Genomic DNA, 26,299 nt, shown 5'->3' with positions numbered 1-26,299 from the left:
GGTGTTGTGGTTATTTTTGAAGTCAAATAGGTTTGTTGTCTCGCCACGATGTCGGACAAAATAATTGGTTGAATAGGATATCCCTATATTGCTGTTTCTATAGGGGGTGTTTGATTTTGATTTAGAAGATCTATTTCGTTCGAGAAGGCCACTAAATAAGCGAGCTCTATTATTTTGATGAGGGTTTGATAGATTTGTGTGCTGTAATCTGAATAGTCTCCGGTATATCGATTTTTATCGAGTCCGTAATTGATCCAATCATATAAGATCTCATCCCATTGTTGTTGACTATAGGTGTTAACAGTCGCTAATAACGATGATAATGGGTGTTCCAATTCTTCATCTGATATATAATAGAGTATTATCTCCTTGTTTTCATGTCTAATCAAAATTGATTGACATTCTGGCAATATGGAGATGGAGGGTACTATATCTATTGAGCTAATAGGAGACTCCTTAAGTTTATTTGACAGCATTTCCAATAAAGAGTATATGCAAGAATAGGTATAAAGGAGATTTGCTCCAGAGAATTTATGGTTTTCATTGTTAGCGGACCAGAATTCATTTTCGGTAATGACTGTCTGGTACCAATATCGAATATCTTCTTTCCAGCCATTTAAGTCATCTCTATCGAAAAAGTTTTTCAGTGCTGAGACGGAGTAGGGTTGGGGAGCGAGCCATTCAGGCAATATGATCCGTTCCTTTGGGTTCAAGATTTCGTTTTCCAATGTGTCATCGAAGGGTTCCTCTTTTGTCTTTATGTTGTCGGTCTGTTCCAAAGATATTTGGTCTTGGTTTTTCTCACTTTCAATCTCTTCTTGATTGTTTGTACTATTGTCCGGAAGCGATTTGTTCTCATATATTTTATGCAGCGATATAGCCGTTCTTTGTAATAATTCTCTGGTCGCAAGGATTTCCTTACCTACATTTCCCAGAAATTCACCATTTCTATCGCTAATATTTATCCAAATTTCATCTAGGGTTTCGTACCATTGTCCTAACGATTGATATGAGAAAAATCGGCTGATCTCATCTTCTGGCGATTCAATGTCATTTACACTGAGACATTCCCCTGATATGTAATTCCAATAGTCGGAATCACATTTAAAAAAGTCCAATGGATTTTTTAGCTTTTTCAAACTGCATTTCTTAAAAATAACATAAGCTATTTCAACAAACGTAATCAGTTTTCTTGTATTGTAACCTAGATTTGAATAAGGGCTATTCATTTTTGCATTTGAAGCAGCATTGACGAGCAGATTTATATCCTTGACAAAATAGTGAACGTATGTTTCTTGTTCAAAGAATTCCTTGAGATATTTCAGCGGATCTTCAATATACTCCTTGCTTAAATAGCGAAAATGTTTCGCTTTTAGTTTCTTTTGCGTATTTTTCATGCTAGGAAATGTTTTTGGTTAAATAGTAAGTTTATAATTATCTTCAGTAAAGCTAATTTAGGAACTATATTTCATCAAAACAAATTTAATGTATTAAAATTTTCGGAAATGAGTTCTATTTTGAAGAGAATTAAGATTGTTTCAGAAAAAGAGGGGATAAGTGTGTCCGCTTTGGAAGCATCAATTGGGGCTAGTAAGGGTGTTTTTACACGTGCATTGGCGAATAATACTGATGTTCAAGCTAAATGGCTGGTTAATCTTGCTGAAAAATATCCCAAATACTCATCAGAATGGTTATTGAGAGGCGAGGGGGAAATGCTTAAACCTGTTTTGGCCAAGGATAATGAAGAAACGTATTTAACACCTGAATTGGAGGGAATCACGAATGGGGAAATTAATACGTTAAAACAATTGATCGCTTCTCAAAATATCACTATTAAATCTCAGGAGAAGACAATTATGTCTTTGGAGCGATTATTGTCATCGATGGAGAATGAGATTGAATCGCTGCGGAATAAATAGATTCTAACAGGAAATTTGAGTTTTCTTATTGGAGGCGGAGCTCATTGGCTATGTTTTTCATGGGAATAAGTAGTTCAATCGCTTGGAATCAATAAACATCTGTGAATCTCGTCTTTTGCGGAGATAAGCTCCTTCACAAATTGGAAGTTTGGTTTGCGGTTTGGTTTAATATAGCGTCTTAAAAATAGAATAACTGTGAAAGTAAAAGAACGTGTATTGCTGATCGCTGAAAAAAAGGGCATCAGTAAAACTGAATTTTTTAAAGATGTGGGGCTTTCCTATGCCAATTTCAAAGGAGGGCAGAAAAATACAGCGCTGAGTTCAGATGCTATGATTGCAATATTGACCCGCCATCCGGATATTAGTCCTGCCTGGCTATTGCTGGGGGAGGGTAAAATGATGCGCACTACGGAAACCATTAGCTCCGAACCCCAGATTGCTGCTACAAGTTTCGAAGGCCCGTCAGTCTCCAAACAATTGGTTACTGCATTGGAGCAGACCATCAAGGCGCAGGAAAAGACCATTTCCGCCTTGGAGGGACAGGTGGAACTGCTGAATCGCAAGTAAGAGCCTGGAGAGATACTGCTCCGATGAGCATTCTTTTTCTCCAACGGAGATATTCTTTACCCCAAGAGCCTTTAAAACAACAATTATCTTTTCTTTCCGAAGAATTAACAGCGTGATCAAATGAAAATACTGCTGTTATCATCATGTTTACCTGTTAAAATTGGGATTGCGAAACTTATGCGTCGATGCAAACATACGAAAGCTATTTTTAGTTAGTAAAACCACTTCGTTATGGAAATCGGAGCGGATAGATTCTTCGTTCGCGAAATAGCTGATTATAGTGATTTCCTTGGCCTTCTTTTTGCCTATTTTTGTTAAATATCAGAAATGCTATTATTCAGCTAAAATATTGAGCTGTACTGCTCGCTGCGATAGTTTTCAATAGGTTTAGCCGACTTTGATGGATGTCTGATCACTATTTAAAGAAATGAAGCTATATGTTTAGAAAAGTATTATTCCTGTGCTGTATCCTATACAGTTGTTTTGTGAACCGAAGTATGGCGCAGCCAGCGGGTGAACGGCCTGTGTATACATCCAAGTGGGGCTATCTCTATCGGGAGGCTGGGGAGAACAATGATCCTTTGGGGATATTTGCCACCGAAGCGCCGATTTACCTGCTCGACTCGACCAATAGGCAGTATAAGGTGCAGGTCAGCAATGGCGATATCGGCTTTATCGACCGGCAGCCGCTAAAGACATTTATGGACGGGGAAAAATCTGCGGACGAACCTGCACAGTATTTTTATCGCGGTGTTGAAGGTCATCAATGCCCGCATTATTACGTACAGGTGTCTGAACTGCGTGTCCGTAAGGCGCCGACAACGACAAGTACCGCTGTGCGCCGCGCACCACTTAATGAATTACTGTGCATTGATTATGTCCCTTTATATACCGACGGCTGGGTGTATATCGGTGATCATTTTCATGAGAACCCTGAATATGTGCAATTGAAATTTTTAGGTTCCGCCCTCACTTACGATAAAGTACTGAAAGATTATTTGGCGGTAAAAGGTAAGGATCAAGAAAAAGAACTGGTTCAGGTGGGAAGATTGCGGGAGCTGGCCTGGCGGGAAGAGAAAAACTTAAAACAGGCCTTTTCCTATTGGAAGGAATCTTATGCCGCCTATGGGGTGGATAATCCGAAAGTCGACATTGATTTTGAATTGCTGCTGGCCAGCAAGCTGGATAAAAAGCCGGATTTTGACGCGTATGAAAAAAAGATGAGGGCGTTGAACCTGCATTTTATCTGGAAAGGGGTATCGCTCATGGACGGAGAAATCAAGGATGCGCAGATGAATCAGTTAAAGATGCAACGTGTTGCCGAGATACCGGATATGCCCGAATGTGGCTGGGAACCGCGATACTATTATAAAACCCCGAATATGATCGTGGCATTTGAAGAGAATTACAAAAAGAAGGTTGTTGGAACGGTCTATAAGTTATATTTTACGGATGGTGAGATCTTGGTGATAGGCAATGAACGTATGGATGCCAATTACACTGAAAGAGATTTTATCAATCATTTTGGTGATATGGTCTCCGCAAATATGATCGAGGAGCCGCATGTGTACCGTCTTCAGAATGGCGATGCAGGGCAACTGATCATCACCTTCAAAGATGGTAAACTATATAGTTACGATTGTATGTACTATTGTTAATCGCAGCATAGGGGACCAAAGAAATAAATGGATTCCAAAAGGATTTCCTGTTTTTAAGGATAGCATAAACAAACAAGGACCTGTATTGAGCAGGTCCTTGTTTGTTTCTATTGCTAGATGACTTCCATTTCAAAAAGTCTGGCGATGTGTCCGCGAAGTTTTTCCTTCACGTCATCCATATCGACTTCCTGACCAAGTTCCCGTTTCAATGAGGTCACGTCCTTGTCGTCGATACCACAGGGGATAATATTGTTGAAATAGTCCAGATCTGTATTGACGTTAAAGGCAAAGCCATGCATGGTGACCCAGCGTGAGGCGCGTACGCCCATTGCGCAGATCTTGCGGGCCGTGGGCTTGTCCGGTTCGATCCAGACGCCCGTAAATCCAGGATATCGCCCTGCTGAAACACCGTAATCGGCGCAGGTCAGGATAATGGCTTCTTCCAATGTCCTTAAATAAAGGTGAATATCGGTAAAGAAGTTGTCGAGATCCAGAATCGGATAACCTACAATCTGACCCGGTCCATGGTAGGTAATATCACCACCGCGGTTGATCTTATAGAACTTTGCTTCTTTTTCTTCCAGGCCTTTTTCGTCCAGGAGCAGGTATTCTTCGTGCCCGCTTTTTCCTAAAGTATAGACATGGGGGTGTGCTGTGAAAATCAGGTAGTTTGGCGTGTCTGTCGTTGTCGCATTGACCCGATTGTCGTGTTTGATATCCAATACGCCCTTGAAGATGGACTCTTGTCTATCCCAGGCTTCCTGATAGTCTACAAGTCCCCAGTCTTGGAACTGCACCACTTTATTCATTGCTTATCTTTTTAAGAAGACGGATCGTTATAAACGATCCGTCCTCATGTTAGTCAAATTAATACAACAAATTGTTGTACGGGTAACGTTCATTGTGCATCTTCACGATAATATCGTAAAGCGTTTGTTTGAATTCTTCGATATTTGTCTTGTTTGTTGCAGACAGGAAGATCGCCGGATCGGAATTTTTCGCCATCCATGAATTGCGGAAATCGTCCAAGGTAATCTCCACCTCTTCACCATCGTGACCTTCTTCAACAGCAGGTTTATACAGGTCAATCTTGTTGAACACCGTAATAACGGGCTTATCCAAAGCTTTCAGGTCTTTCAATGTCTCATTTACGGCCTGGATGTGATCTTCAAAGTTAGGGTGTGAGATATCCACCACGTGGATCAGCACATCTGCCTCCCTGACCTCATCCAAGGTAGATTTGAAACATTCCACCAGGTGATGCGGTAATTTGCGGATAAATCCTACCGTGTCGGACAACAGGAACGGAAGATTGTCGATAACAACCTTGCGTACCGTTGTATCCAATGTTGCAAAGAGTTTGTTCTCGATCAATACATCGGATTTGGAGATCATGTTCATGATCGTTGATTTACCGACGTTTGTATAGCCCACCAGGGCTACGCGGATCATCTCGCCACGGTTTTTGCGCTGGGTTTCATTCTGCTTGTCGATCGCGCGCAGTCTTTCCTTGAACAATGAAATTTTGTCCAGGATAATCCGTCTATCGGTTTCGATCTGCGATTCACCGGGACCACGCATACCGATCCCCCCACGTTGACGCTCCAAGTGGGTCCACAGGCGGGTCAATCGTGGTAATAGGTATTGCAGCTGCGCCAGTTCGACCTGGGTTTTTGCCTGTGCAGTTTTTGCATGTCGGGCAAAGATATCCAGGATCAGATTGGAACGATCCAAGATCTTGCGTTTGAGTTCTTTCTCGATGTTGCGCAATTGGGACGGGGACAACTCGTCGTCAAAGACAACAATGTCGATCTCTTCAGCTTCGACATAGGCTTTGATCTCTTCAAGTTTTCCGCTGCCGACAAATGTCGCTCTATCCGGAAAAGCTAATTTCTGTGTAAACATGCCTTTGGTCTCGCCACCAGCGGTCTGTACGAGAAATTCAAGTTCTTCCAGGTATTCCTTTGCTTTTGCCTCAGTCACGCCCTGCGTGATCACACTGACCAAGACGGCTGTTTCGGGTTTTATTGCTGTATCGTGTATTTTAATTCTGGCCATTTTGTCCTATTAAGTATATTAAGTGAAGTAGGTGGTCACTAAGCCGCACATTGCGATCTATTGCCTATATCTTGTTATACGTTCACTTTTAATTATTGTTTTGAAAAGGTAAATTTAAGAATTTATGCGTTTGTACACCAAACAAGATGGGCACCTAAATAGGACATAATTCTTCATTAACCAATAAGTCTCTTGTGATTTGCTTACCAGGGCAACTCAAAATAAGTAAGCGGTCAGTCGCCATCTTTTGCCTAGTAAAAGAAGGGGATATTTTCTATATCATGTTCATAATGATGCAAAAATAAATAATTTTGATTTTATATACAAGCGAATTGATGATAGGTAGTCTATTAGCTGGCGGCGGCGATCTTTTTCTTGATTTTGATAAACAGGTTTCACTGGTAAGGGCATATCTTCGAACTGAGTTATCCTAGTTTGTTGAAGCGTTTTCGAACAGCATTGAATGGACTCCTGAATAAAACAAGTGATGGATGGGGTTTAAGCTTGTCAAAGGCCGGCTGGCCGACGATCAGGAGATTTTGTCCCAGGCAATACCATCTGATTTCCGGGCCAAAAAGCTCCGGAGCAAGTAGTTTTTTTCACTTTGCAGCATAGGGTCTTCTTTGAATATGGCAATGACGGTGTTTCTGCATTCGGTCAATAAGGCCTGGTCTGTCGCCAGATTGGCCATCTTAAGGTCGAGCACGCCGGATTGCTGTGTGCCGGAGATATCACCTGGGCCACGTAGCTGTAGGTCAACTTCGGCGATCTCAAAACCGTCATTGGTCCGCACCATGGTGTCCAGCCGGAGGCGGCCTTCTTTGCTGAGCTTATTTCCTGACATCAAGATACAAAAGGACTGTTCGGCGCCACGGCCCACACGTCCCCGCAATTGATGGAGCTGGGAGAGACCGAACCGTTCGGAGTTTTCAATGACCATAACCGAGGCATTGGGCACATTGACCCCAACTTCAATTACCGTTGTTGCCACCATGATCTGCGTCTCGTGTTTCACAAAACGTTGCATCTCAAAATCCTTATCTTTCACAGGCATTTTGCCGTGTACAATACTGATCTTATACTGCGGAAGAGGGAATTCGCGCTGCAGATTCTCCAGGCCGGCCTCCAAATAGATCAGATCGAGTTTTTCACTTTCTTTGATCAAAGGATAGACCACATAGACCTGTCTGCCTTTGGCGATTTCTTCACGCATGAAGCCAAACATCCGCAGGCGGGAGCTCTCAAAGAAATGGACGGTTTTAATAGGCTTACGTCCGGCCGGAAGCTCGTCGATCACCGAAATATCGAGGTCACCATACATGGTCATCGCCAAGGTGCGGGGAATGGGCGTAGCTGTCATCACCAGCATATGTGGTGGAATAACATTCTTGCGCCAGAGCTTGGCCCGTTGTTCTACACCAAAACGGTGTTGTTCATCGATCACGACGAAGCCGAGATTTTTAAATTGCACTTTATCCTCAATGAGTGCATGGGTGCCGATCAGGATATCAAGTGTACCATCTTCGAGGGCCTGATGGATCAACCGGCGTTCTTTTGTGCTGGTTGAGCCGGTAAGCAGCTTGATGCTGACGAGATCATCGCCGACGAGCTGTTTGAGCCCCTGGTAGTGCTGTGTAGCCAAGATCTCTGTTGGCGCCATCATACAGGCCTGAAAACCATTGTCAACAGCGAGGAGCATACTCATCAGGGCAACCACCGTTTTGCCGGAGCCTACATCGCCCTGCACCAGACGGTTCATCTGTGCGCCGGTATTGGTATCGATACGGATTTCTTTAATAACGCGTTTCTGCGCTCCGGTCAATGGGAATGGAAGACGTTCGTTAAAAAAAGTGTTGAACTTTACACCTACTTTGTTGAAGCGTTGCCCCTTGAATTTCTGTGTGTTCAGCTGCTTATTGTTGAGCAGTTTGAGCTGGATGAAAAATAGTTCTTCAAATTTGATCCGCTTGATCGCCTGGTTCAATTCCTTTTGATTGCTCGGGAAATGAATGGCGGCCAAAGCCTGCTGGTGAGAAACCAGTTGATGTTTGGCGATTATTTCCTGGGGGATCGTCTCACCTATACTCCGAAACACGGTTTCCAATGCCGTCTGTTGCAGGCGTTGGATGCCTTTGGTGTCCAGATTGAATTTTTTGAGTTTCTCCGTAGATGAATAGACCGGCTGTAGGCTCATATTGCCCGCTTGCTTGGCCTGTGGGTTGTAGAGGTCCATTTCCGGGTGGGTAATGGACAGCTGCCCATTAAATTCACTGGGTTTGCCGTAAATGATATAGGCCGAGCCTACTTTCAAAGACTTTTGGAGCCAGGGAATGGATTGGAACCAGACGAGCTCCATGGAACCTGTTTCGTCCTTGAATGAGCCGACGAGGCGTTTGGTTCTTTTTTCACCCACGAGTTGCAGTGAAACCAGGCGTCCCAGTACCTGCGCCGCCATCATATCGGGATGCAGCTTCCGGATCTTGTGGAATTCTGTACGGTCGATATAACGGAAAGGGTATTGGGTCAACAGATCTCCAATGGTAAATACCTGTAACTCTTTTTTGAGTACATCTGCCTTTTGGGGACCTACACCTTTGAGGTATTCTATCGGGGTAATTAAACTTAATTCAGCCATTCTTCTCGAATGGCTAAAATACGAAAAATTTAATTTTTACGATTTATATACTTCTATATATGGCTTGCCATCCCTGCATTGAACTGGTCTTGCGCTATTTGGACAGTCGCCTTGACAGCTTGTTTTTTCCAAACTGAGTTTTCTTTCGGTGAGATGATTGTATAGTTGAATTTTTTCTATCATCTCTGCTGATCGGATGGTTTTGTGTACTGCGATTGCTTCCATACAACATCCTGTTCGCAAAAAATGACTTTGCCAATCGTTTGGATTATCGCAGGTAATGTCTTTATAGAATTCTTGAAGCTCTTTGTATCTTTTGGGCAATTCCACGTTGACTTCTTCGAGGGAAAGGTCATGTGCAAAGCGGAGTTTGGGTTTTCCGTTGTCACAGATTTTTCCTACGGGAGGATTGGGGATCGGCATGATAAAGTCCAGTGCTTCATAGCGGATCTTACCCTCACGTTCAGCGGCTTTATAACGCTCGTCCTGAAGATGATCCAGTTCCTGTTTTAATTTTTCGAATTGGCTTTTCAGTGAGGAATGTACCAGGTAATAGGTATAGTAGGGCTGTTGTATAATTTCAAACTCCTCAATATTTGTACAGGGAACAGACTGGAGCAGCGTAGTGAGTTCCTCAGTTTTTTCAATCACTTGTTCGTCCCAGTATTCAAACGAATTAAAATTGTCTTTTGAACAGGCTAGGAATAATAAAAATCCTATAATAGGAAGCGTAAATATTATTTTTTTCATTTGTCTATAATTTGGTGCGGTTCAATTTTTGTGGCTTTCTGGAGGAAGCATGGATCAGTTTTGAAGCCATGATATTTGCGATTTTAGGGGTTTTGGTATAGAATAGAGGCTTTCCCTTCCTTACAGATAACTTCAAGAGGTTTCTGATAGGGCATACAATTGATCCTTGGCGCTATCATGGGCTGGTATATTTTCATCAGTTTATTATAATCATGGACCATATTCTGCAAGCTGGTCTTATCTACTGAACGGTGGTAAGGAATGTAACTAGTGCCACATACGGTTTGGATATCCATCATTTCCCAAGCAGAGACGTCGGAACAGGTTTTTGGGCTTGCGAATGCAACGATTTTGCTGAACTTTTCGGTTGAAAGTGCTTCCAGTTCCTTCTCGGTTTTTCCTTTATAGGGATTGTCAAGATGGGATTCGGATTTACAGACAACGAATAGCATAATGCATGCGAGCATGGTTGTTAAGCCCAGTGTTGACAAACTTTTCATAATTGCACATTTGGTTTGTTTTATTGAACGGCCAATCCGGACTGTTCGCTACAGTGAGGGTTGAAAATTTCTCAGGGCTGCGATATTTTTAAAAATAAGATTTATTGGCAGGTAGTGAGGGAGGCGAAGGGCGAAAATATGAACAGCAAGCAAATAAAAGCGGCTTAACCTTTTGATTAAGCCGCTGTGGTATAGCTGGGAATTCTACTTAGAAATTTCCTTTGGCAACATCCCACCATAGACGGGTTCCGCCATTGTCGGGGCCGCCTAAAAGTGATATCGCGTTTTGTACTTCAGCTTGGTTTGTATTGTATTCGTTTTGTGGGAACGGCAATCGACGTATCTGTATTTTGGTGTCGATGAGCCCGCCGCTGTTATTGACAACTACCGGGAATAAACGTGGGTATCCGGTACGGCGGAATTCGCTCCATGCTTCCTGTCCTTCAGGGAAGATCGCCAGCCATTTTTGTGTAATGATGCGTTCTAGTTTTTCCTCGTTGGTTGCACCTTCGTTCCACTTGATCGTTAATGAACTTGGTGATTTTGCATTGTTGTCTGCATTGAATGGATCGACATAGTCGGCCGCTTTGCTTGTATTGTCGTTTAAGTATGTATTTGCGGCCGAGGAAACACCCCACTGTGCGAATGAAGTCTCCACTCCCTTCTCATACAATGCCTGCGCTGTTCCTCCGGCATTGTTCCAGCCTCTTAAGGCTGCTTCGGCGCGTAAAAAGTAAACTTCTGCAGCTGTCATCAGGACCGGTGCTGTACTCGCGGTGAAGGTTGGTGTGGTACCTTCTGTATTCAGTGTTGAAAGTTTTTGGTATTTGTCCTTTTCAATACCCTCTGCACCGGTACGAATACCGATGTATTGACCTGCCACTGCTTTCAACGTCGGATCATTTGAAACGGGAGACATATATTTCGAGATCCGAGGATCTTTCAGTCCGACCATGTAAGATGAAAGTGTTGCATTGATACGTGTATCGGCCCAGTTTTTGGCAATAAACCAAAGTGGATTGCTGTAGGTTCCATCGGTAGGTATGGTAACTTTAAAATTTTCGGAATTGCTTTCCAGAACACCACCATTGGCTGGATCCAATGCCTTTTCGGCTTGTGTTTTAGCAAGCTGAGGGGCAACTTTAACCAGGCGCATTGCCAGGCGTAAACGCAGGGAGTTGGCAATTTTCAACCAATTTTTAAACCTTACCTGATTATCCGTATTTGGGAAAACCAAATCAATCTGGTCGATTTTTGCGGCCATTGGGCTATCTGCTTTATAAGCCTTCAGTACGGTTACCGCTTCATCAAGTTCTTTGAAGAAGCTGTTGTACACATCCGACTGTTTGTCGTAAGGAATTGTATTGGATGTGCCCACCTGGCTGTAAGGGATAGGACCATAGATATCAGTAACCCGGCTTGCAGCTTCCACTTTAATGACCAGTGCTGATCCCCATAATGCCGGATAAGTTTCTGCAAGGCCATTTTTTTTCAATTTGTCGATCGCCTTGATAACATTGAGGTATAGTACTTGAAAAGGTTCGCCATTCCAACCATTTACCATGGCATAATTGAGGTTGTTCTGTCCGCTATTGAACGGTGTTGGCGACATAAAGAAGCCTGAATAAACATCGGCATTCAGATTCTGTTGCACCTGGTACGAGTTTGGATCGCCAGCACCCGAAAAATTATAAATGGACATTTGAGCGTTGCGAAGGAAAATGACAAGATCTTGTCCGTCTCCTTTTAGGTCCTCATCTGTAACACCAATATTGTTTTTGTTGTACTCTTCAAAGTTTTTGGTACAGCTTGTCATAGAGCCTCCTAAAATTAAAAGAGCAAGAGAGAACTTGGATATATTTTTTATTGTAAATTTCATTGTATTTCTGTTAGAACGTTGCGTTTAATGTTAGACCATAGTTACGTGTTGCTGGCATCATAAAGATATCAACACCACTAAGTGCATTGCCCGTAGACATGGTCACTTCAGGATCGAAAGGTGCTTTTTTCGAGATATAGAATAGGTTTCTTCCCACAGCATTGACACGCAGTTTTTTGAAGAAGCTATCTTTAATGTTAAAATCATAACCAAAGGTAAGTTCACGCAATCTTACCACCGTTCCGTCATAGATATATTGACTGCTTACAGGTCCCATACCAGCAGTTGATGTGTACCATTGCTCCGCATCCACTTTAGTGACGGCTTTGCCATCGGGCGTGACGCCATTGACAATCACACCACCATTGGCCCGGGCATCGCCAGTTACTTTCGATACGCCATAACCGTCGAGTAAAGATTGTGTCACTGACATCACTTCATAGTTGAACTTGCCGTCGATGAGGAAACTTAGATTGAAGTTTTTGTAGTTAAAACTGTTGTTCCAGCCCATTTGCCAAATTGGATTGGAATTTCCAAGCTTGGTATAGACGTTGGTTTTTTGTGGAATTCCGTCCTCAGAAATTAGGATACGGCCCTGATCATCGCGGACAAAATCCTGTCCGTAGATGTCACCAAAAGATCCTCCAACTTCCAGTTTGGAAGCAAAGTTATTTCTACCTTCTCCGGTCAGGTTAAATTCAGGTACAGCATCTGCAAGTTCGATAATCTTGTTTTTGTTGTAGGTGAAGTTGACACTTGTGGTCCAGGTAAAATTATCATTCTTGATGGCATCCAATGAAACCAAGGCTTCGACCCCCTGGTTTTGTATATTTCCGGCGTTAATCGCATATTGTTTGTTCAATGAAGCGTGGCTAGCGGCTACCTTAAAGAACTGATTTGTTGTATTGGTTTTGTAGTAGGTCAGGTCGACATTCAAACGACTATCCCACATACGCCATTCCGTACCGATTTCCAATGATTTGGTCTTTTCCGGTTTTAAAGTTTTCAGGAAAGCAATATCATTAACCGTTAACACTGCATAAGGATTCACTGTATTTGTCAATAGACTCGTATAAGGTGGAAGGTCGTTACCGACTACAGCGTAAGAACCGCGAATCTTGGCCATATTGACAAATTCAGGTAGGTTGAGCTTGTCATTCAGTACAATTCCCAGACCCGCAGAAGGATAGAAGAAGGATTTTGTACCTGTAAATGCAAGTGTACTCGACCAGTCGTTACGAGCCGTCAGGTCCAAATAGATCCAATTATCATATGCTAAATTGGCCGAGGCAAATACCGATTGTAATTGTCTACGGTTGGCAGATAAAGTGGAAGTGACAGGAGTGGTTGTATTTTGGATAAAGAATTGATTTGGAACCTTTAGACCATCTTTTCCGGTGGTGAAATCAGTACCTTCTGTTTTCCAGTCTGTGATGCTCGTACCGACCAATCCTGTAATCTGCAGCTTGTCTCCTGCGTTAAAGTTCATGTTGGCAACCACATCACCATATTGTTGTGTAATGGTGGTATTCGTGTAGCTGTATGCTCCATTTTCGCGGGCAAGGATTTTCTGCGTACCTGCATAAGCTTTTCGGTCCCAAACCTCGCTCGTCCGGTCTACGCTACCGCGTGCCTGTACGCTGATCCATGGTGCGATTTTGTATTTTGCACTTCCGTTCAACAATAAGCGGTTTCTGGTTGATCGTGTCGAATTCCGGTTTGCAATCCACCATGGATTTTGTTGTGTGGTTTCATCATCCGAAAGTGTAAACCAATTCTGCTCGTTGAGACTACGATTTGGATTAAATTTTTCGTAGTTTTTATAATCGGCTATGTTCAGACTTCGGGGTAAAAGATAAAGACCTACTAAAGGACTATAATAGAATCCTGATGTAGGCGCATTGTCCAATTTTTGTGTAATGTAGTTTGCACTTCCTTCGACTGTTAATTTATCATCAAAGAATGTTGCACTTTCTTTGAGATTGAAGTTATGTCGCATAAGGTCATTTTCGGGTAGTATTCCTTTTGCAAGGGTATTCGCATAAGAAAAGTAGGTTTGATTTTTCTCATTACCACCGGAGAGTGTCAGTGAATTTGTGAAATTACTTCCGGTGCGGAAAAATTCGCCAACATTGTCGTAGTTGGCACCATTCGTTTTATCACCCCAGCTAAACACGCTTGTATTACTGTTTTTGCCTTTTGAGCCTTGGCCATATTGGTTCTGGAACTTCGGTGTCGATACTGCTTGTTCGATTTGGGCACTGGATGAAAAGTTGATGGTCGTACGTCCTTGCTTCCCGGATTTGGTGGTGATCAAAATCACGCCGTTGGCGGCCTGACTGCCATACAATGCTGCTGCGGAAGCTCCTTTTAGTACGGAGATATTTTCTACGTCCTCAGGATTTATCAGTGATATCGGGTCACCACCATCGCGCTGACCACCGAAAACGTTATCTGGTTGACCGGCTAAGGTTTGGTTATTGATCGGGACACCGTCGACCACATATAATACCTGGTTGTTACCGGAAGCGGACTTATTACCACGTAAAACGACTTTTGCGGAACCACCAGGGCCGGAGGAGCTGGAAGCAATATTGACCCCGGCTACTTTACCGTTCAGGTTATTGGCCAAATTGGTACTTTTTACCTTGTTCAGTTCATCTCCATTGACCTGTTGTGTCGAATAGGTAAGCGATTTCTGTGCGCGGCTGATACCGAGTGCCGTGACAACAACACTCTCAAGTTGTTGTGTCTGTTCATCCAAACTTATGGTCACTGTGGTTTCGCCGGGCCCAAGTGTAACGGTTTTATTTTCGTAACCAATCGTACTGATATTCAGGACACGGTTTTTGTCGTCTACATTGATCTGAAATGTTCCCTTACTGTCTGTGGAGCTTGCGGTCGAGGTACCCAATACTTTAATGGTGGCGCCGACGAGTGGAGTTTTTGTTTTTGCGTCAACAACAGTTCCTTTCACCTGGTTGCTTTGCGCATGGAGTAAAGATGCTGAAAAAAGCATTGTTGGAACAATACTCAACATCCTTAATGTAGTGTATAATTTGTTATTCATCTAGTATAAGAGTTATATTCAGTTTTTTATATACCTCTTTTCACAATAGCAGTCTTTTGTCTTGGTAATGGGCTAATTCCATTTAGCATGTGGTTAGTGAAAATGGGATTGAACTTGCCAGGAGAGCAAAATAAATGATTATCAGATGTTATTCAATACCCTATATATGATGGGAGGAGAGGGACATGTGAATTCCCTTAATTAATACTAATTTACTACTGTTGATTAAAAATCAAAAATTTTAGGAAACAAAATTGATACAAATGCTGGATTTATGCCGTTAACTGCTTGATTGTTAGCTTTGTGTTGTTTTGTAATTTTTTGTGTTTTGTCAAAAATGTATCTTGTGGGGTATATTAAATACCAAAAGGCCTCAATATTTTATTGTTGAGGCTTTCCGGTATTAAATGAAGTATGAGGAGCTTTTAAATTATTACTATTTAGCTGCTTACTTTTTTAGATGAATCGTTGGTTTGCCGTTCTCGCAGGTAATGGATTGGATTGCAGGAGAAGGGGTGAATTTGCAATCTGGTTTTTCAATGCTGCTTAAAGCGATCTTTAACACATTGTAACGTCCAACAGTTTTCTTGATTTCGGTATAGTCTTTATCTCTTTGATAAAGTAATAGGGATTCATCACAGCCTTCGAAAATTCGGGTTGCTGACCATTGCTCATTACCGGTACAAGACAGTTTACGCTTGTAAGCGTCGATTTTATCTTTTAGGGCAGGTAGCATTTCTTTATACGCTGTCGGACTAATATCTTGTAGGTAAATCAATTTGGGGTGTTGGTTTTCAAGAACCATACGAATGGGAGAGTCATTATACCAATAATTGTCATCGCAAGGTTCATAAATAACACCTTCCTTAATCCCAGCATCTATTTCATTTTTGGAGAGGTCTCTGTATTCTTGCCATAGCCTGTTAAAATCTTGTTCCATCGACTTGTGCATAGGAAAATAGCTCATTCCACACAAGTAGTGGTTCGCTTCTTTTACGTACCAGTCATCAATATTTGTTGCTGTTTTAGAATTGATTAGGCGCTGGATTTCCTCCATTTTTTTAGCCCTTAATTCCCCCCAATGATCCGATGAGAGACTTTCTTTTTTACAGGAAACAAAAATCAGGCATAAAAAAAATAGGCCGTATATTATGTGATGTTTCATAATTTGTATTTAATTTATTGGTTATTTACACAATAAATACGCATGTCCTATCTGCTTCGCTACATCCTAATCTAATTTTTCTTAATCTGCCGGAAATTGCTGCTGTTGAATAGAACAATCGCCAATAGTATGACGCCATAAGCTACGTACTTGACAAAAGGGACTGGTTCCTGAAAATAGGTCGCCGCCAGCGTGAAAGCAATGATTGGATTGATATATAACAATACGCCTGCTGTTGTTGAGGAAATTCCGGTTAACGCATACATGCTCAAGAAAAGCGGAATAATCGTGAATACAACAGCGATCAGTAAAATAGTGCCCCAGAAGATGGGCGCTGTAGGAATATCATGTTGGTTATAGATCAGTTTGGGAATGACAAATAGGGCGCAGATGCTCAGTTGGACAACTAATTGGTTGAGTTTGTTAAAACCGGTCGAGATGCGCTGTAGGATAAGGTAGAAGGCATAAAAGGTTGCAATGGTTGCGGCCCATAAAACATCATTCAATGAACCCTTGGCCAATAGACAAACACTGCCGAATGCGATGAGTAGGGCCACCTTTTGAATGGGACGCAATGCTTCTTTTAAGATAAAATAGGCTGCTGCTGCAGTAATCAATGGACAGGTCAGGTAGGCCAGTGCCGCAGATTGGATACTGATATGATTGACGGCATAGATATACGTAAACCAATTCCCGAAAATCAGCAGGGAAGCGAGTATAGTAAGGCCGCTCTGCCGAATCTTAAGGTTTCGGGGAAGGTTTCTGAATTTTTGGAGGTCTGAACGCAGGGTCTTTCTTTGGAATATCAAGAGGTAGAGCCAGAGGACAGCTAAAGCCGTTATTATCCTGAAATATAGAATATCCTCGGCAGGATATTCACGTATCCAACGAACCGAAATGGACATGAATCCCCAGATAAAAGGTGCCAAAAAAGCCGCGAAAAGATATTTTCCGCGGCTTACAGTTTCGTTATTATTTTCCACGGATTAATCTTTCCAGGCAATGACCGAAATTTCGACATTGACGTTCTTTGGTAATGTTTTCACCGCCACACACTCACGTGCCGGTTGTGCCTCCTTGAAATATTCGGCATACACATCATTAACAAGGCTAAAGTTGGCCATGTCACTTAAAAAAATTGAGGCTTTGACAACATCCTGAAATGTATAACCTGCATGTGTTAAGATAGCCTCCACATTTTTCAATACCTGGTGTGCTTCATCTTTTACGCCTGAAGATATCAGTTCCATGGTCTCTGGAACAAGTGGAATCTGTCCTGATACATAAAGGGTATTTCCCGCTTTGATAGCTTGATTATAAGGTCCGATCGCTGCAGGAGCTTTGTCTGTATTTAAGATCTCTTTTTTTGACATGATGTTTGTTTAGGATGAAAAAAATATTTTGTAGATCAGCCCCAATAAAAAGACAATAATAGCCGTTGCATTAATGATATGCATGGCTCTGATACTGCCATTGCTGGGCCGGTCAGCGTTGCGCTTTCTGAAAAAGTACATGGAACTAAGTTACGACAGTAAATTAAAAAGTTAAAATTTAAACGCAAAAACTTTGGGATAGGGCGAATACAAACCTTAACTTTAGTATCAGAAGCCTGCGGATGTAAATTTTTACGGCTCAAAATACAGGGAAGCCGGAAGACGATATCGTAGTGGGTAAGCAAGAATTGTTGCTGCGTATCTGCTGTCCTCAGCTCTTCCAGCGGATAATAAGTGGATATTCTGACCCCAATATGTGTGCAAATTGAAGCGTCCTAAAGGAAAAATGTAAAAATTATTTTAATGAAGAAAACAGCATTGATTGGCGGTAAGATCTATACCGGCACAGAAGTTTTAGAAAAAAAGGCATTGCTTTTAGAGGGAGCGAAGATTGTTGGTACGGTCAATGATAAAGATATCCCCGCAGGTTATCATCTTCATGATGTCAAAGGAGCCAATATCTGCGCCGGATTGGTTGATCTGCAGTTATATGGTGACGGTTCGGATCTCTATTCTGCCGAGCTCAGTCAGGCGTCATTGGAGCGGATCTCTGACGGATTGATTGATAAGGGGACGACTTCCTATATGATGACTTTGGCAACGAATACTATTCCGGTGTTCAAAGAAGCTATCCGTGTCGCTGAGAGCTACCATCATGATGCTTTTCTGGGGCTGCACCTAGAAGGTCCATTTCTGAATGCAAAAAAACGGGGAGCTCATCCGGAAGAACTGATTATAAAACCGACGAAGGAAAGGATCGACGATCTGCTCCAAGGAACTCCGGTTGTCAAGATGATGACAATTGCTCCTGAATGTTTTTCGGATGAAGTGCTGCGGTATCTGCAAACCTATAATTTGCTGCTCAGTGCAGGGCACAGTGACGCTACTTTTGCCGAAGGGACACATGGCTACGATGCGGGAATCCCGACAAGTACACATCTGTTTAATGCCATGTCACCATTGCATCATCGCGAGGTGGGTTTGGTCGGAGCTATTTTTAACCATCACAAAGCCTGTGCGAGTATTATTGTCGATGGACATCATGTTAGCTTTGAAGCCGTGAAAATTGCTAAAAAGCAAATGGGCGACCGTTTATTTATGATTACCGATGCTGTAGCAGCATGCAATAAGGGAATTTATCAGCATGTGTTGAATGACGGTTATTACGCTTTGCCGGATGGTACGATTTCAGGAGCCGCCATTTCCCTGTTTGAAGGACTCAGAAATTGTGTAGAGCGGGTGGGAATCCCATTGGATGAAGCGATCCGGATGGCTACAAGCTATCCGGCAAATCTATTGCAAAGAAACGATATTGGGAATCTCAATGCAGGTAGCATGGCTAATGTCATCGTGTTTACGGATGATTTCAGTTTGGAGCAGGTTTTCTTTAAAGGAGAGCTCCGCTATTGACGAGCCCGTTGGAAGATTATGTTATCATCAGAAATTGACTTATATGATGAGTATTATTCATCTGATGTAAACATATTGTAAGAAGGGTGAACGAAAGCTGAATTTCTTTTCTATTGAAATTTAGCTTAGTTTTGGGAGTTATTTTGAAAAAAAACACTAGACTTTATCGCTTAATGAAACGTTCCTTATTATTTTTAGCTACGGCAGTCTTTCTTTTGTCTTCTTGTTCATCCAAGAAAAATAAAAAGGAAAAACCTGTAAATACGAATACCAATGTTGAAATTGTAAAAAAAGATCCGCCTTCGGTTCCAAAAAGAGAGCGGATGAAAAATACAATCGAGACTAAAGAGACCAAAGAACAGCCTGCTGTTGAAAAGAAGAAGGATATCGTTGTTGAACTTCCGGCTGTGCCACGCGAATTCCGTGCTGCCTGGGTTGCTTCTGTTGCGAATATCAACTGGCCAAGTAAAAATTATCTAAGTACTGCCGAGCAGCAGCAGGAAGCGATCGGTATTTTGGATTTTTTAAAGAACAATAATTTTAACGCCGTTGTCTTCCAGGTGCGTCCTTCAGCGGATGCTTTTTATAAAAGTGATCTTGAACCTTGGTCTTATTTTTTGACAGGAACTGAAGGTCAGGCGCCATCACCTTATTATGATCCACTTGAATTTTGGGTGGAGCAGGCGCACAAAAGGGGAATCGAGCTCCATGTTTGGTTAAATCCTTATCGTGCGCACCACACCGCCGGTGGTGCGGTGACTTCGGCTTCAATGGCACGCAAGATGCCTGAATCTGTTGTTAAATTAAAGCAGGGCTACTACTGGTTTGACCCATCGAAACAGTCGACACAGGATCATGCCGCCCGTGTGGTTATGGATATTGTGAAGCGTTATGATATCGATGGGGTGCATTTTGATGACTACTTCTATCCTTATGCGGAATACAATGGTGGGCAGGATTTCCCAGATTCAGATAGCTATAATGAGTTTAAACGTAATGGTGGTACCCTTTCGCGCGGTGATTTTAGGAGAAACAGTGTGAATACCTTTATTGAACGTATTTACAAGGATATTAAAAAGGAAAAGAACTTTGTGAAATTTGGGATCAGTCCTTTTGGAATCTGGAAGCCTGGATATCCTGCTGGAATACAGGGGTCAAGTCAATACGATATGTTATATGCTGATGCTAAACTGTGGTTGAACAAAGGTTGGGTTGATTATTTTGCACCACAGCTTTATTGGCCTATCCAACCGGCCAAACAAAGTTATACGGCTTTATTGAAATGGTGGGAAACTGAAAATACCATGGGTCGTCACCTTTGGCCGGGGATCAATACTGTTGGGAGACGTGGGCCGGAATATGTGCAGGAGATTGTCAATCAGGTTGCCGCAGCAAGGGATCTTTTACCAGATAATCGGGAGGGTGTTATTCACTGGAGTTTGGCAGGTCTAACAAAAAATCCAGCGATGACCCAAGCCCTTGTGGATGGACCTTATCAAGCTAAGGCTTTGGTTCCAACAACGCCATGGCTGAATGCGAATCCGTTATTGAAACCCTCTTTGTTGCTGACACCACAAGGAAATAATATTTTCTTGAAATGGCAGCATCAGCAAGTCGACCAGGTTGCAAAATGGGTGCTGTATCTGAATTACGGCGGGCAATGGACGTATGAGATCCTGGAACCGGGGGTGACAACGAAAGATGTGCCAACAACGTTGAATAATAAAAAATTGCAATATGTGGTGGTTAAGGCTGTTGACCGTTTGAGCAACGAAAGTCCTTATATCGCTGAAAAAATCAAATAAAGAGCTTTTGTACTATTTGAAAAAGGGGTATCTGATTATTTCGGATATCCCTTTTGCTTTTTTGCCTGTTATTAAGTTACCCTTTTTAGGGGCGGCACCTGTGCGCCGGCTGTCGGAATTTATTTGTCTCTCTTGACCAAAACAGTGGGGAGACACTGTGATTTTGTTTTGAATTTTGATCTGTCTGAGGTAAATTTAGGGATATGGAAGAGATCTATAAAACCGTTAGTGATTCGGTAATCCGAATTTCACAGTTGATGTTACCATCCAATGCCAATTTTGGCGGGAAGATCCATGGGGGCTATATTTTGTCCCTGATGGATCAGATAGCCTTTGCAGTGGCCTCTAAGTTTTCGGCACATTATTGTGTGACGGCTTCCGTTGGTAAGGTTGATTTTTTGAAACCCATAGAGGTCGGGGAGTTGGTGACACTGATTGCTTCGGTTAATTATGTGGGCAATTCATCGATGGAGGTGGGAATCCGGGTGGAAGCGATGAACATCCAGACTGGTGAAACAAAGCATTGCAACTCCTCTTATTTTACCATGGTTGCTAAGGATGAAACAGGTAAACCGGTGCGTGTGCCACGCTTAATTCTGGAGACGGAGAAGGACTTGTTCCGATTTTACCGTTGTGTGGTAAAAATGGAGGTCGACAAAGAACGTGACCGTGCGATTCATGACCTGGAGCGGGACTCCCTGGAGCAGCAGGCATATATCAGGGCGCATTATGATGTTAAGATTGCATTGAAAAAATAGGGGCTATCTTGTTGTGATAGCCCCTATTTTCTTAAATAGCGGGATCCGCAGGTGTATTCGGATTACCGATTCTTTCCTGATCTGGGTAAGGATAGAAATTCCGGTTGCGTTCTGTTGTGTTTTGTGGCGGGGCAGGGCGGCCGAACCGTCTGCTGTCTTCGAGTCGTAAGCCAGACATAAATAATTCTGCGCAACGCTGTTTATAGACTTCGAGCAACAGGTCATTTTTGTTGACGGCTCCGGCGTATGCCGGAAGACCAGCATTGACGTTGAATAGATCACCGTTGGCTTGGGTACGGACTTCATTGATCAGATCGCGTGCCTCGGTCAACGAACCGTTGTTGCGTAATAAGGCTTCGGCTTTGATCAGTTTCATTTCATCGGGTAAGTAAACCGGAATTTCCCCGGTCTGCGTCTCGGAGAAACCTTTAAGCTGGAGCGTTGTACCGCTAAGTTTGGTATAGAAGTCAAGACGTTTATCGCCAGTTTCAAATAGCCCTGTCGGGAGGCCCAGGTTTTCTCTAACGACGTAGTATTTCAAGATATTGGTCTGATTCCAAAGGGGATTAACACTTATTGCTGTATAGGTGAATGTACTTTTTTTGCTTAAATCAACAAGGTTAGCTTCACTGTAGGCCTGTTGGTAATTGCCGGCCATAAGGTTGAAGCGTGCATTGAAGGCGTGTAGGCAATTCAGTAGGTTAATGGTCGATCCGGTTACACTCGATGTAAATTCGGCTGATATGGGTGTTTGTTGTACCAGGGCAATTGCCGTGTTTAAAGATTTGATAGCCTCTGCAAGGACCGCTTGTCTATCCACGAAAGTCACTTTACCATCTTTTTGCGTCTGTGTATTCGCTTTCTCAAAACTTGTTGCCAGTGCGCCAAGCGCTATTGCTCTGTATAAGTGGGCATTCGCCAAAGTGCCGGATAGTGTGCCGCCGCTTAGGGAACTGATGGAGGAGGCATTGTTGAGCACACTTTCACTCATACCGAGAAGTTTTTGCATACTTGACCATAGGGTTAGGATGTTTCCGTTGGCTGTAGGTAATTCGGTACCCCCTGCCTCAAGTTCTAACGTGTTGGTAAAGGTCGCAACGCCCTTAAGTTCGCGTGCTGTTACGGCAGGGTAAAAATAAGCCGCGGCTACGCCATTGGTGGAATAGTACATCTGTAAACCAGCGCTAATGGCGATAATGCCTTCCCGAGTTGTTGGGACTGCACTTCCACTTGGTTGGTTTATGTTGGGCACATCCATTTTACAGCTATTGAGACTCAAAGCCATTGCTGAAAGCAGGAAGAATTTATAATTGAAAATCTTTTTCATTGGAATATTTTTTTTGGATGATAAGACAGCGGAGAATGGTTTTACCCATGTAACGATGTGCTGTCCAAGCATCATGGTTATGCTATATTGTTAAGTTAAAATGTCAGATTAACGCCTGCAATGACCTGCCTTGGGAGTGGGACTTCGACGAAATCGAATCCACGGACGGCATTGCTCTGGCCTGCAGCATTGACTTCAGGGTCCCAACCGCTATAATTGTCGAAAGAGAATAAGTTGCGGCCAGCTAGGGAAAAACGGATATTTTTAATCTTAGCGTTTGGACGTGCCCAATTGTAAGATGCTGAGACTTCTCTCACTTTGACGAAGGATCCCTTTTCAATCCAGTTTTCCATAATGGAGAACAATGCTGCTGAAGTACCTTTGGGAACCTCACTTCTCAGTTCTGGCTCATATCCTGCAAGGCCGCCATATAAGTCGCGATCACCGACACGCCTCGTGAAATTAAAGACATCCTGACCGACGACGGCATCTAATTGAGCCCGGAAGGTCCATTTTGATCCGACATTGATTTCGTTAATCAAAGACCCTGTCCAATCCGGGTTGGGGTCGCCAATAACTTTTTTAAGTGTGGCTCCGGTAGGTACACCATTGCTGTCTTTTCCAACTTTGGCTGTAGTCGGAAGGCCAGCCGCATTGTGATAAATGGATCCGTCTTCGTTTCGTGCAAAATAAGTTGCGTAGAAGGCTCCTAAGGGGGATCCGTTGACTGCAGCCACTTGGCCGAATCCAGCGGAATACATTAATATTCCTCCTGGAACGTTATTGACGACGTTTTTGTTGTGGGAGTAAACAGCCGTAATATTCCATTTGAAGTTTTCTTTTAATACTGGAATCCCACGTAATAGAAATTCCATTCCTCGGTTGGTCATTGTTCCAATGTTGGCGTATTGGGACATATAACCTGTGGAAGGCGTCAAATTGATGTTCATAAGGAGGTCTTTGACATTTTTTCGATAATAGGAAAATTCCAGTCCCAAACGGTCTCTGAACATACTCAGATCTGTACCTATTTCAAATTCTTCTTGTCGCTCAGGTTTTATACCCTCGTTCCCCATACGATCGGTGGGAATAATTCCATTAATACCACCTGTGTTAAATGGGGAATAGTTGGTGTATCTGTCGAAAGGGCTAAGAGCTGTTAAATTGCCAGATTGTCCATAGGAAGCACGGATCTTAAAACTTGAGAGAACATTATTGATCGCTGAATTCTGCCAGAACTGTTCATTGGATAGGACATAGCTACCACTTACCTTTGGATAGAATTGGCTACGATTCTCGCTTCCAAAAACAGAGGACATATCATAGCGAATAGCACCCGTTAGATACAGTTTCTCTTTGATCCCGAATGTCTGTTGGAAAAAGGCACCGAAAATATTCATATCGGAGCGGAGTTCCGTTGGTATAACAACGCCATTGTTGATTGTTTCGCCGCCATATCCCATTTGTGTCGCTTTCATGTTGGTGGACATGTTTTTTTCGGTCTGGAAGGTTAAGCCTGCTCCGGAAGTCGATTCCAGCCAATCTCCAATCTTTGTCTGATAAGAGGCATTGAAATCATTATTAAGCATAAAGGTGCTGATATCCGCACGTTGGGCGTAACCCGTTCCATAAGAAGGAGTGGTATTACCGGGTGGGATATAGGCCGTGCCAAGGGAGTTGGTATTATCAAATCCCAAGATATAATTCAGTGTTAAACCTTCGAGCGGTTTTGCCTGTAGGGACAGATTTCCGATAAAGCGGCTTGTGCGTTGAGCGAATTTAAAGTTATTGATCGCTTCAAGTGGGTTTGTCCGTTTGACCACATTCACTGGTGTCGTGGAAGGATATTTCCCATTTTGGTCTTTTTCGGGATCAATAAAATTATTGCTGAAAATAAATCCGGTCAACGCACCATAGGCTTCATTCATGCCACCATTGGGCATTTCATTGGAATGACTATATACATAGTTCATTCCGGCACCGAGTTTTAGCCAGGAATTTAGATCCTGGTCGAGGCGTGCGCGGAGTCCCGCACGGGTAAAATCGGTACTTTTGATAATACCTTGGTTGTTTAGGTAATTGCCGCTGACATAGTATTTTGTGCCTGCCGTACCTCCCGACATAGAAATGTTATTGTCTGTGCCAATGCCGGTCTGGAAGATTTTGTCCTGGTAATCGTATCTTGTGACATCTGTTTGCGTGAGATCGGTGGCCGTTGTATTGACAAATGTTTTGTTGTAGGTATTATACGGAAGTTTTTTTCGTAGAGAAGAGGTTTTCAAGCTTGTGCTAAAGGTAAAAGTAGGCTTTCCCTCTTTTCCTTTTTTTGTGGTAATCTGGACCACGCCATTGCTCGCTCTCGATCCATAGATTGCTGCCGCTGCAGCACCTTTGATAATCTCGATGTTCTCAATGTCTGCGGGATTGATATCGACCAACCTATTCTGACTATATCCACCTAGATCCAGTAGTTCAGTTGAGGAATTGTTGACAATAACACCATCCACGATATAGAGTGGACTGCCGCCTCCAACGATGGAACTAGGGCCGCGTAATTGTACGCTGATACCGCCGGCAGGGTTTCCGGAGTTTTGGGAGATTTGTGCTCCGGCTACTTTACCTGTTAATGCCTGGTCAATGGAGGTTGCATTACTGTTGGCGATATCTTTGGCATTGACGGTCGATACCGCATTGCCTAAGACTTTGCGACTTGTTCCCACCGCGTTACCGATAACAATTACCTCATTCATCCGCACTAAATCTTCCTGAATACTGGGAGCGAGTGTAAGGGTTGTCTGGTTTCCGAGTTCGATAGGGGTGGTGGTGGGCGCATAACCTACATTGGATAAAACAAGGTCATACTTTCCGGGATTGATGGATGTGGTTAAAGTAAACTCACCATTCGCATTGGTGCTGACAGATTGGTTTGTTCCTTTGAGTTTAATGGTGGTGCCGGGGACAGATTGTCCGGTGCGGGAATCTGTCACTTTACCTTTGATCGTGTAATTTTTTTGCTGCGCAAACACTATGGAACTTGTGCCTAAGAGCGCTAAAAGTGCATAACAACGATAAGGTAACTTGCTGTTTAGTAGATGTTTTGTCATGAATTTAGATTTAAATACAATAGGGTGACTATTGTGATCTTTGTTTAATATAAATATAGGGGTTTTAGCAGTTTGTTAATACTGTTTTGTATTTTTTTTGCTACATTTTGCGTTTTTATGTGTTTTTGCTGCTTATTTAAGGGGTGTTTTTTTGTCGGTAGATGCGGTAGTTCCATTATTTTTAATTCTTTTTCAAATACT

20 protein-coding genes are annotated in these 26,299 nt (G+C 42.8%); 6 read left to right on the top strand and 14 right to left on the bottom strand.

The window, feature by feature from the left end; genetic code table 11:
* Positions 1–83: 83 nt before the first annotated feature.
* Positions 84–1,397, bottom strand: coding sequence for a hypothetical protein (locus ABDW32_RS10985; protein ID WP_343562313.1), 1,314 nt, complete (start codon positions 1,395–1,397; stop codon positions 84–86).
* 108 nt (positions 1,398–1,505) lie between these two features.
* On the opposite strand from ABDW32_RS10985, the gene ABDW32_RS10980 reads away from it, so the two are divergent.
* The 3 genes from ABDW32_RS10980 (at position 1,506) to ABDW32_RS10970 (ending at position 4,144) form a co-directional block, all read left to right on the top strand.
* Complete coding sequence (locus ABDW32_RS10980; protein WP_343562311.1) at positions 1,506–1,919, top strand: hypothetical protein; 414 nt, start codon at positions 1,506–1,508, stop codon at positions 1,917–1,919.
* A gap of 195 nt (positions 1,920–2,114) precedes the next feature.
* Complete coding sequence (locus tag ABDW32_RS10975; RefSeq protein WP_343562309.1) at positions 2,115–2,486, top strand: hypothetical protein; 372 nt, start codon at positions 2,115–2,117, stop codon at positions 2,484–2,486.
* A gap of 437 nt (positions 2,487–2,923) precedes the next feature.
* On the top strand, positions 2,924–4,144 hold the full coding sequence (locus ABDW32_RS10970; protein ID WP_343562307.1) for a hypothetical protein: 1,221 nt from the start codon (positions 2,924–2,926) through the stop codon (positions 4,142–4,144).
* 113 nt (positions 4,145–4,257) lie between these two features.
* Here the strand turns inward: ABDW32_RS10970 and lipB are convergent, their stop codons facing one another.
* From lipB to ABDW32_RS10915, 11 genes are all read right to left on the bottom strand, one after another.
* Entirely contained in the window at positions 4,258–4,953 is a 696-nt protein-coding gene (lipB, locus tag ABDW32_RS10965; RefSeq protein ID WP_077437191.1) for a lipoyl(octanoyl) transferase LipB, read from the bottom strand.
* A 58-nt stretch (positions 4,954–5,011) separates the two neighbouring features.
* A complete protein-coding gene (hflX, locus tag ABDW32_RS10960; RefSeq protein ID WP_121120873.1) occupies positions 5,012–6,202 on the bottom strand; it encodes a GTPase HflX in 1,191 nt (396 codons plus the stop codon).
* Between the two features lie 529 nt (positions 6,203–6,731).
* Complete coding sequence (gene recG / locus ABDW32_RS10955) at positions 6,732–8,837, bottom strand: ATP-dependent DNA helicase RecG (RefSeq protein WP_343562301.1); 2,106 nt, start codon at positions 8,835–8,837, stop codon at positions 6,732–6,734.
* Between the two features lie 36 nt (positions 8,838–8,873).
* Positions 8,874–9,587: a hypothetical protein gene (locus tag ABDW32_RS10950; RefSeq protein ID WP_343562299.1), complete on the bottom strand. Its 714-nt coding sequence runs from the start codon at positions 9,585–9,587 to the stop codon at positions 8,874–8,876.
* Between the two features lie 83 nt (positions 9,588–9,670).
* Positions 9,671–10,087, bottom strand: coding sequence for a hypothetical protein (locus ABDW32_RS10945; RefSeq protein ID WP_343562297.1), 417 nt, complete (start codon positions 10,085–10,087; stop codon positions 9,671–9,673).
* Between the two features lie 208 nt (positions 10,088–10,295).
* Positions 10,296–11,966, bottom strand: a complete 1,671-nt coding sequence (locus ABDW32_RS10940) for a RagB/SusD family nutrient uptake outer membrane protein (RefSeq protein WP_343562295.1) — start codon at positions 11,964–11,966, stop codon at positions 10,296–10,298.
* 10 nt (positions 11,967–11,976) lie between these two features.
* Positions 11,977–15,036, bottom strand: coding sequence for a SusC/RagA family TonB-linked outer membrane protein (locus tag ABDW32_RS10935; protein WP_077437185.1), 3,060 nt, complete (start codon positions 15,034–15,036; stop codon positions 11,977–11,979).
* A 448-nt stretch (positions 15,037–15,484) separates the two neighbouring features.
* On the bottom strand, positions 15,485–16,201 hold the full coding sequence (locus ABDW32_RS10930) for a hypothetical protein (protein ID WP_343562292.1): 717 nt from the start codon (positions 16,199–16,201) through the stop codon (positions 15,485–15,487).
* A 71-nt stretch (positions 16,202–16,272) separates the two neighbouring features.
* Entirely contained in the window at positions 16,273–17,184 is a 912-nt protein-coding gene (locus tag ABDW32_RS10925) for an EamA family transporter (protein WP_343562290.1), read from the bottom strand.
* 3 nt (positions 17,185–17,187) lie between these two features.
* Positions 17,188–17,574 (bottom strand): RidA family protein, encoded by a 387-nt coding sequence (locus tag ABDW32_RS10920; RefSeq protein WP_343562287.1) that lies wholly within the window; start codon positions 17,572–17,574, stop codon positions 17,188–17,190.
* 9 nt (positions 17,575–17,583) lie between these two features.
* Positions 17,584–17,715: a DUF6728 family protein gene (locus ABDW32_RS10915; protein WP_317041807.1), complete on the bottom strand. Its 132-nt coding sequence runs from the start codon at positions 17,713–17,715 to the stop codon at positions 17,584–17,586.
* 282 nt (positions 17,716–17,997) lie between these two features.
* Here ABDW32_RS10915 and nagA point away from each other — a divergent pair, with 282 nt between their 5' ends.
* The 3 genes from nagA to ABDW32_RS10900 all read left to right on the top strand — a co-directional run bounded on the left by nagA (position 17,998) and on the right by ABDW32_RS10900 (position 21,667).
* Complete coding sequence (gene nagA, locus ABDW32_RS10910; protein ID WP_343562283.1) at positions 17,998–19,104, top strand: N-acetylglucosamine-6-phosphate deacetylase; 1,107 nt, start codon at positions 17,998–18,000, stop codon at positions 19,102–19,104.
* Positions 19,105–19,277: 173 nt separating this feature from the next.
* On the top strand, positions 19,278–20,909 hold the full coding sequence (locus tag ABDW32_RS10905) for a family 10 glycosylhydrolase (RefSeq protein ID WP_343562281.1): 1,632 nt from the start codon (positions 19,278–19,280) through the stop codon (positions 20,907–20,909).
* A gap of 203 nt (positions 20,910–21,112) precedes the next feature.
* Complete coding sequence (locus ABDW32_RS10900; protein ID WP_343562277.1) at positions 21,113–21,667, top strand: acyl-CoA thioesterase; 555 nt, start codon at positions 21,113–21,115, stop codon at positions 21,665–21,667.
* Between the two features lie 31 nt (positions 21,668–21,698).
* On the opposite strand, the gene ABDW32_RS10895 is transcribed toward ABDW32_RS10900, so the two are convergent.
* Positions 21,699–22,994: a RagB/SusD family nutrient uptake outer membrane protein gene (locus ABDW32_RS10895; RefSeq protein ID WP_343562275.1), complete on the bottom strand. Its 1,296-nt coding sequence runs from the start codon at positions 22,992–22,994 to the stop codon at positions 21,699–21,701.
* Between the two features lie 95 nt (positions 22,995–23,089).
* Positions 23,090–26,098: a SusC/RagA family TonB-linked outer membrane protein gene (locus ABDW32_RS10890; RefSeq protein WP_343562273.1), complete on the bottom strand. Its 3,009-nt coding sequence runs from the start codon at positions 26,096–26,098 to the stop codon at positions 23,090–23,092.
* Positions 26,099–26,299 lie beyond the last annotated feature (201 nt).

The sequence above is a fragment of the Sphingobacterium sp. genome, assembly GCF_039596235.1.
Lineage (GTDB): Bacteria > Bacteroidota > Bacteroidia > Sphingobacteriales > Sphingobacteriaceae > Sphingobacterium.
This window is presented reverse-complemented; position numbering and strand designations above follow the sequence as displayed.

Excerpts from the sequence above, each read along its gene's own strand:
- ABDW32_RS10940 (WP_343562295.1), bottom strand. The coding sequence starts at position 11,966 with ATGAAATTTACAATAAAAAATATATCCAAGTTCTCTCTTGCTCTTTTA.
- recG (WP_343562301.1), bottom strand. The coding sequence starts at position 8,837 with ATGGCTGAATTAAGTTTAATTACCCCGATAGAATACCTCAAAGGTGTA.
- ABDW32_RS10920 (WP_343562287.1), bottom strand. The coding sequence starts at position 17,574 with ATGTCAAAAAAAGAGATCTTAAATACAGACAAAGCTCCTGCAGCGATC.
- ABDW32_RS10905 (WP_343562281.1), top strand. The coding sequence starts at position 19,278 with ATGAAACGTTCCTTATTATTTTTAGCTACGGCAGTCTTTCTTTTGTCT.
- nagA (WP_343562283.1), top strand. The coding sequence starts at position 17,998 with ATGAAGAAAACAGCATTGATTGGCGGTAAGATCTATACCGGCACAGAA.
- ABDW32_RS10950 (WP_343562299.1), bottom strand. The coding sequence starts at position 9,587 with ATGAAAAAAATAATATTTACGCTTCCTATTATAGGATTTTTATTATTC.
- ABDW32_RS10985 (WP_343562313.1), bottom strand. The coding sequence starts at position 1,397 with ATGAAAAATACGCAAAAGAAACTAAAAGCGAAACATTTTCGCTATTTA.
- ABDW32_RS10935 (WP_077437185.1), bottom strand. The coding sequence starts at position 15,036 with ATGAATAACAAATTATACACTACATTAAGGATGTTGAGTATTGTTCCA.
- ABDW32_RS10980 (WP_343562311.1), top strand. The coding sequence starts at position 1,506 with ATGAGTTCTATTTTGAAGAGAATTAAGATTGTTTCAGAAAAAGAGGGG.
- ABDW32_RS10970 (WP_343562307.1), top strand. The coding sequence starts at position 2,924 with ATGTTTAGAAAAGTATTATTCCTGTGCTGTATCCTATACAGTTGTTTT.
- ABDW32_RS10890 (WP_343562273.1), bottom strand. The coding sequence starts at position 26,098 with ATGACAAAACATCTACTAAACAGCAAGTTACCTTATCGTTGTTATGCA.
- ABDW32_RS10915 (WP_317041807.1), bottom strand. The coding sequence starts at position 17,715 with ATGTACTTTTTCAGAAAGCGCAACGCTGACCGGCCCAGCAATGGCAGT.
- ABDW32_RS10900 (WP_343562277.1), top strand. The coding sequence starts at position 21,113 with ATGGAAGAGATCTATAAAACCGTTAGTGATTCGGTAATCCGAATTTCA.
- hflX (WP_121120873.1), bottom strand. The coding sequence starts at position 6,202 with ATGGCCAGAATTAAAATACACGATACAGCAATAAAACCCGAAACAGCC.
- ABDW32_RS10930 (WP_343562292.1), bottom strand. The coding sequence starts at position 16,201 with ATGAAACATCACATAATATACGGCCTATTTTTTTTATGCCTGATTTTT.
- ABDW32_RS10945 (WP_343562297.1), bottom strand. The coding sequence starts at position 10,087 with ATGAAAAGTTTGTCAACACTGGGCTTAACAACCATGCTCGCATGCATT.
- ABDW32_RS10895 (WP_343562275.1), bottom strand. The coding sequence starts at position 22,994 with ATGAAAAAGATTTTCAATTATAAATTCTTCCTGCTTTCAGCAATGGCT.
- lipB (WP_077437191.1), bottom strand. The coding sequence starts at position 4,953 with ATGAATAAAGTGGTGCAGTTCCAAGACTGGGGACTTGTAGACTATCAG.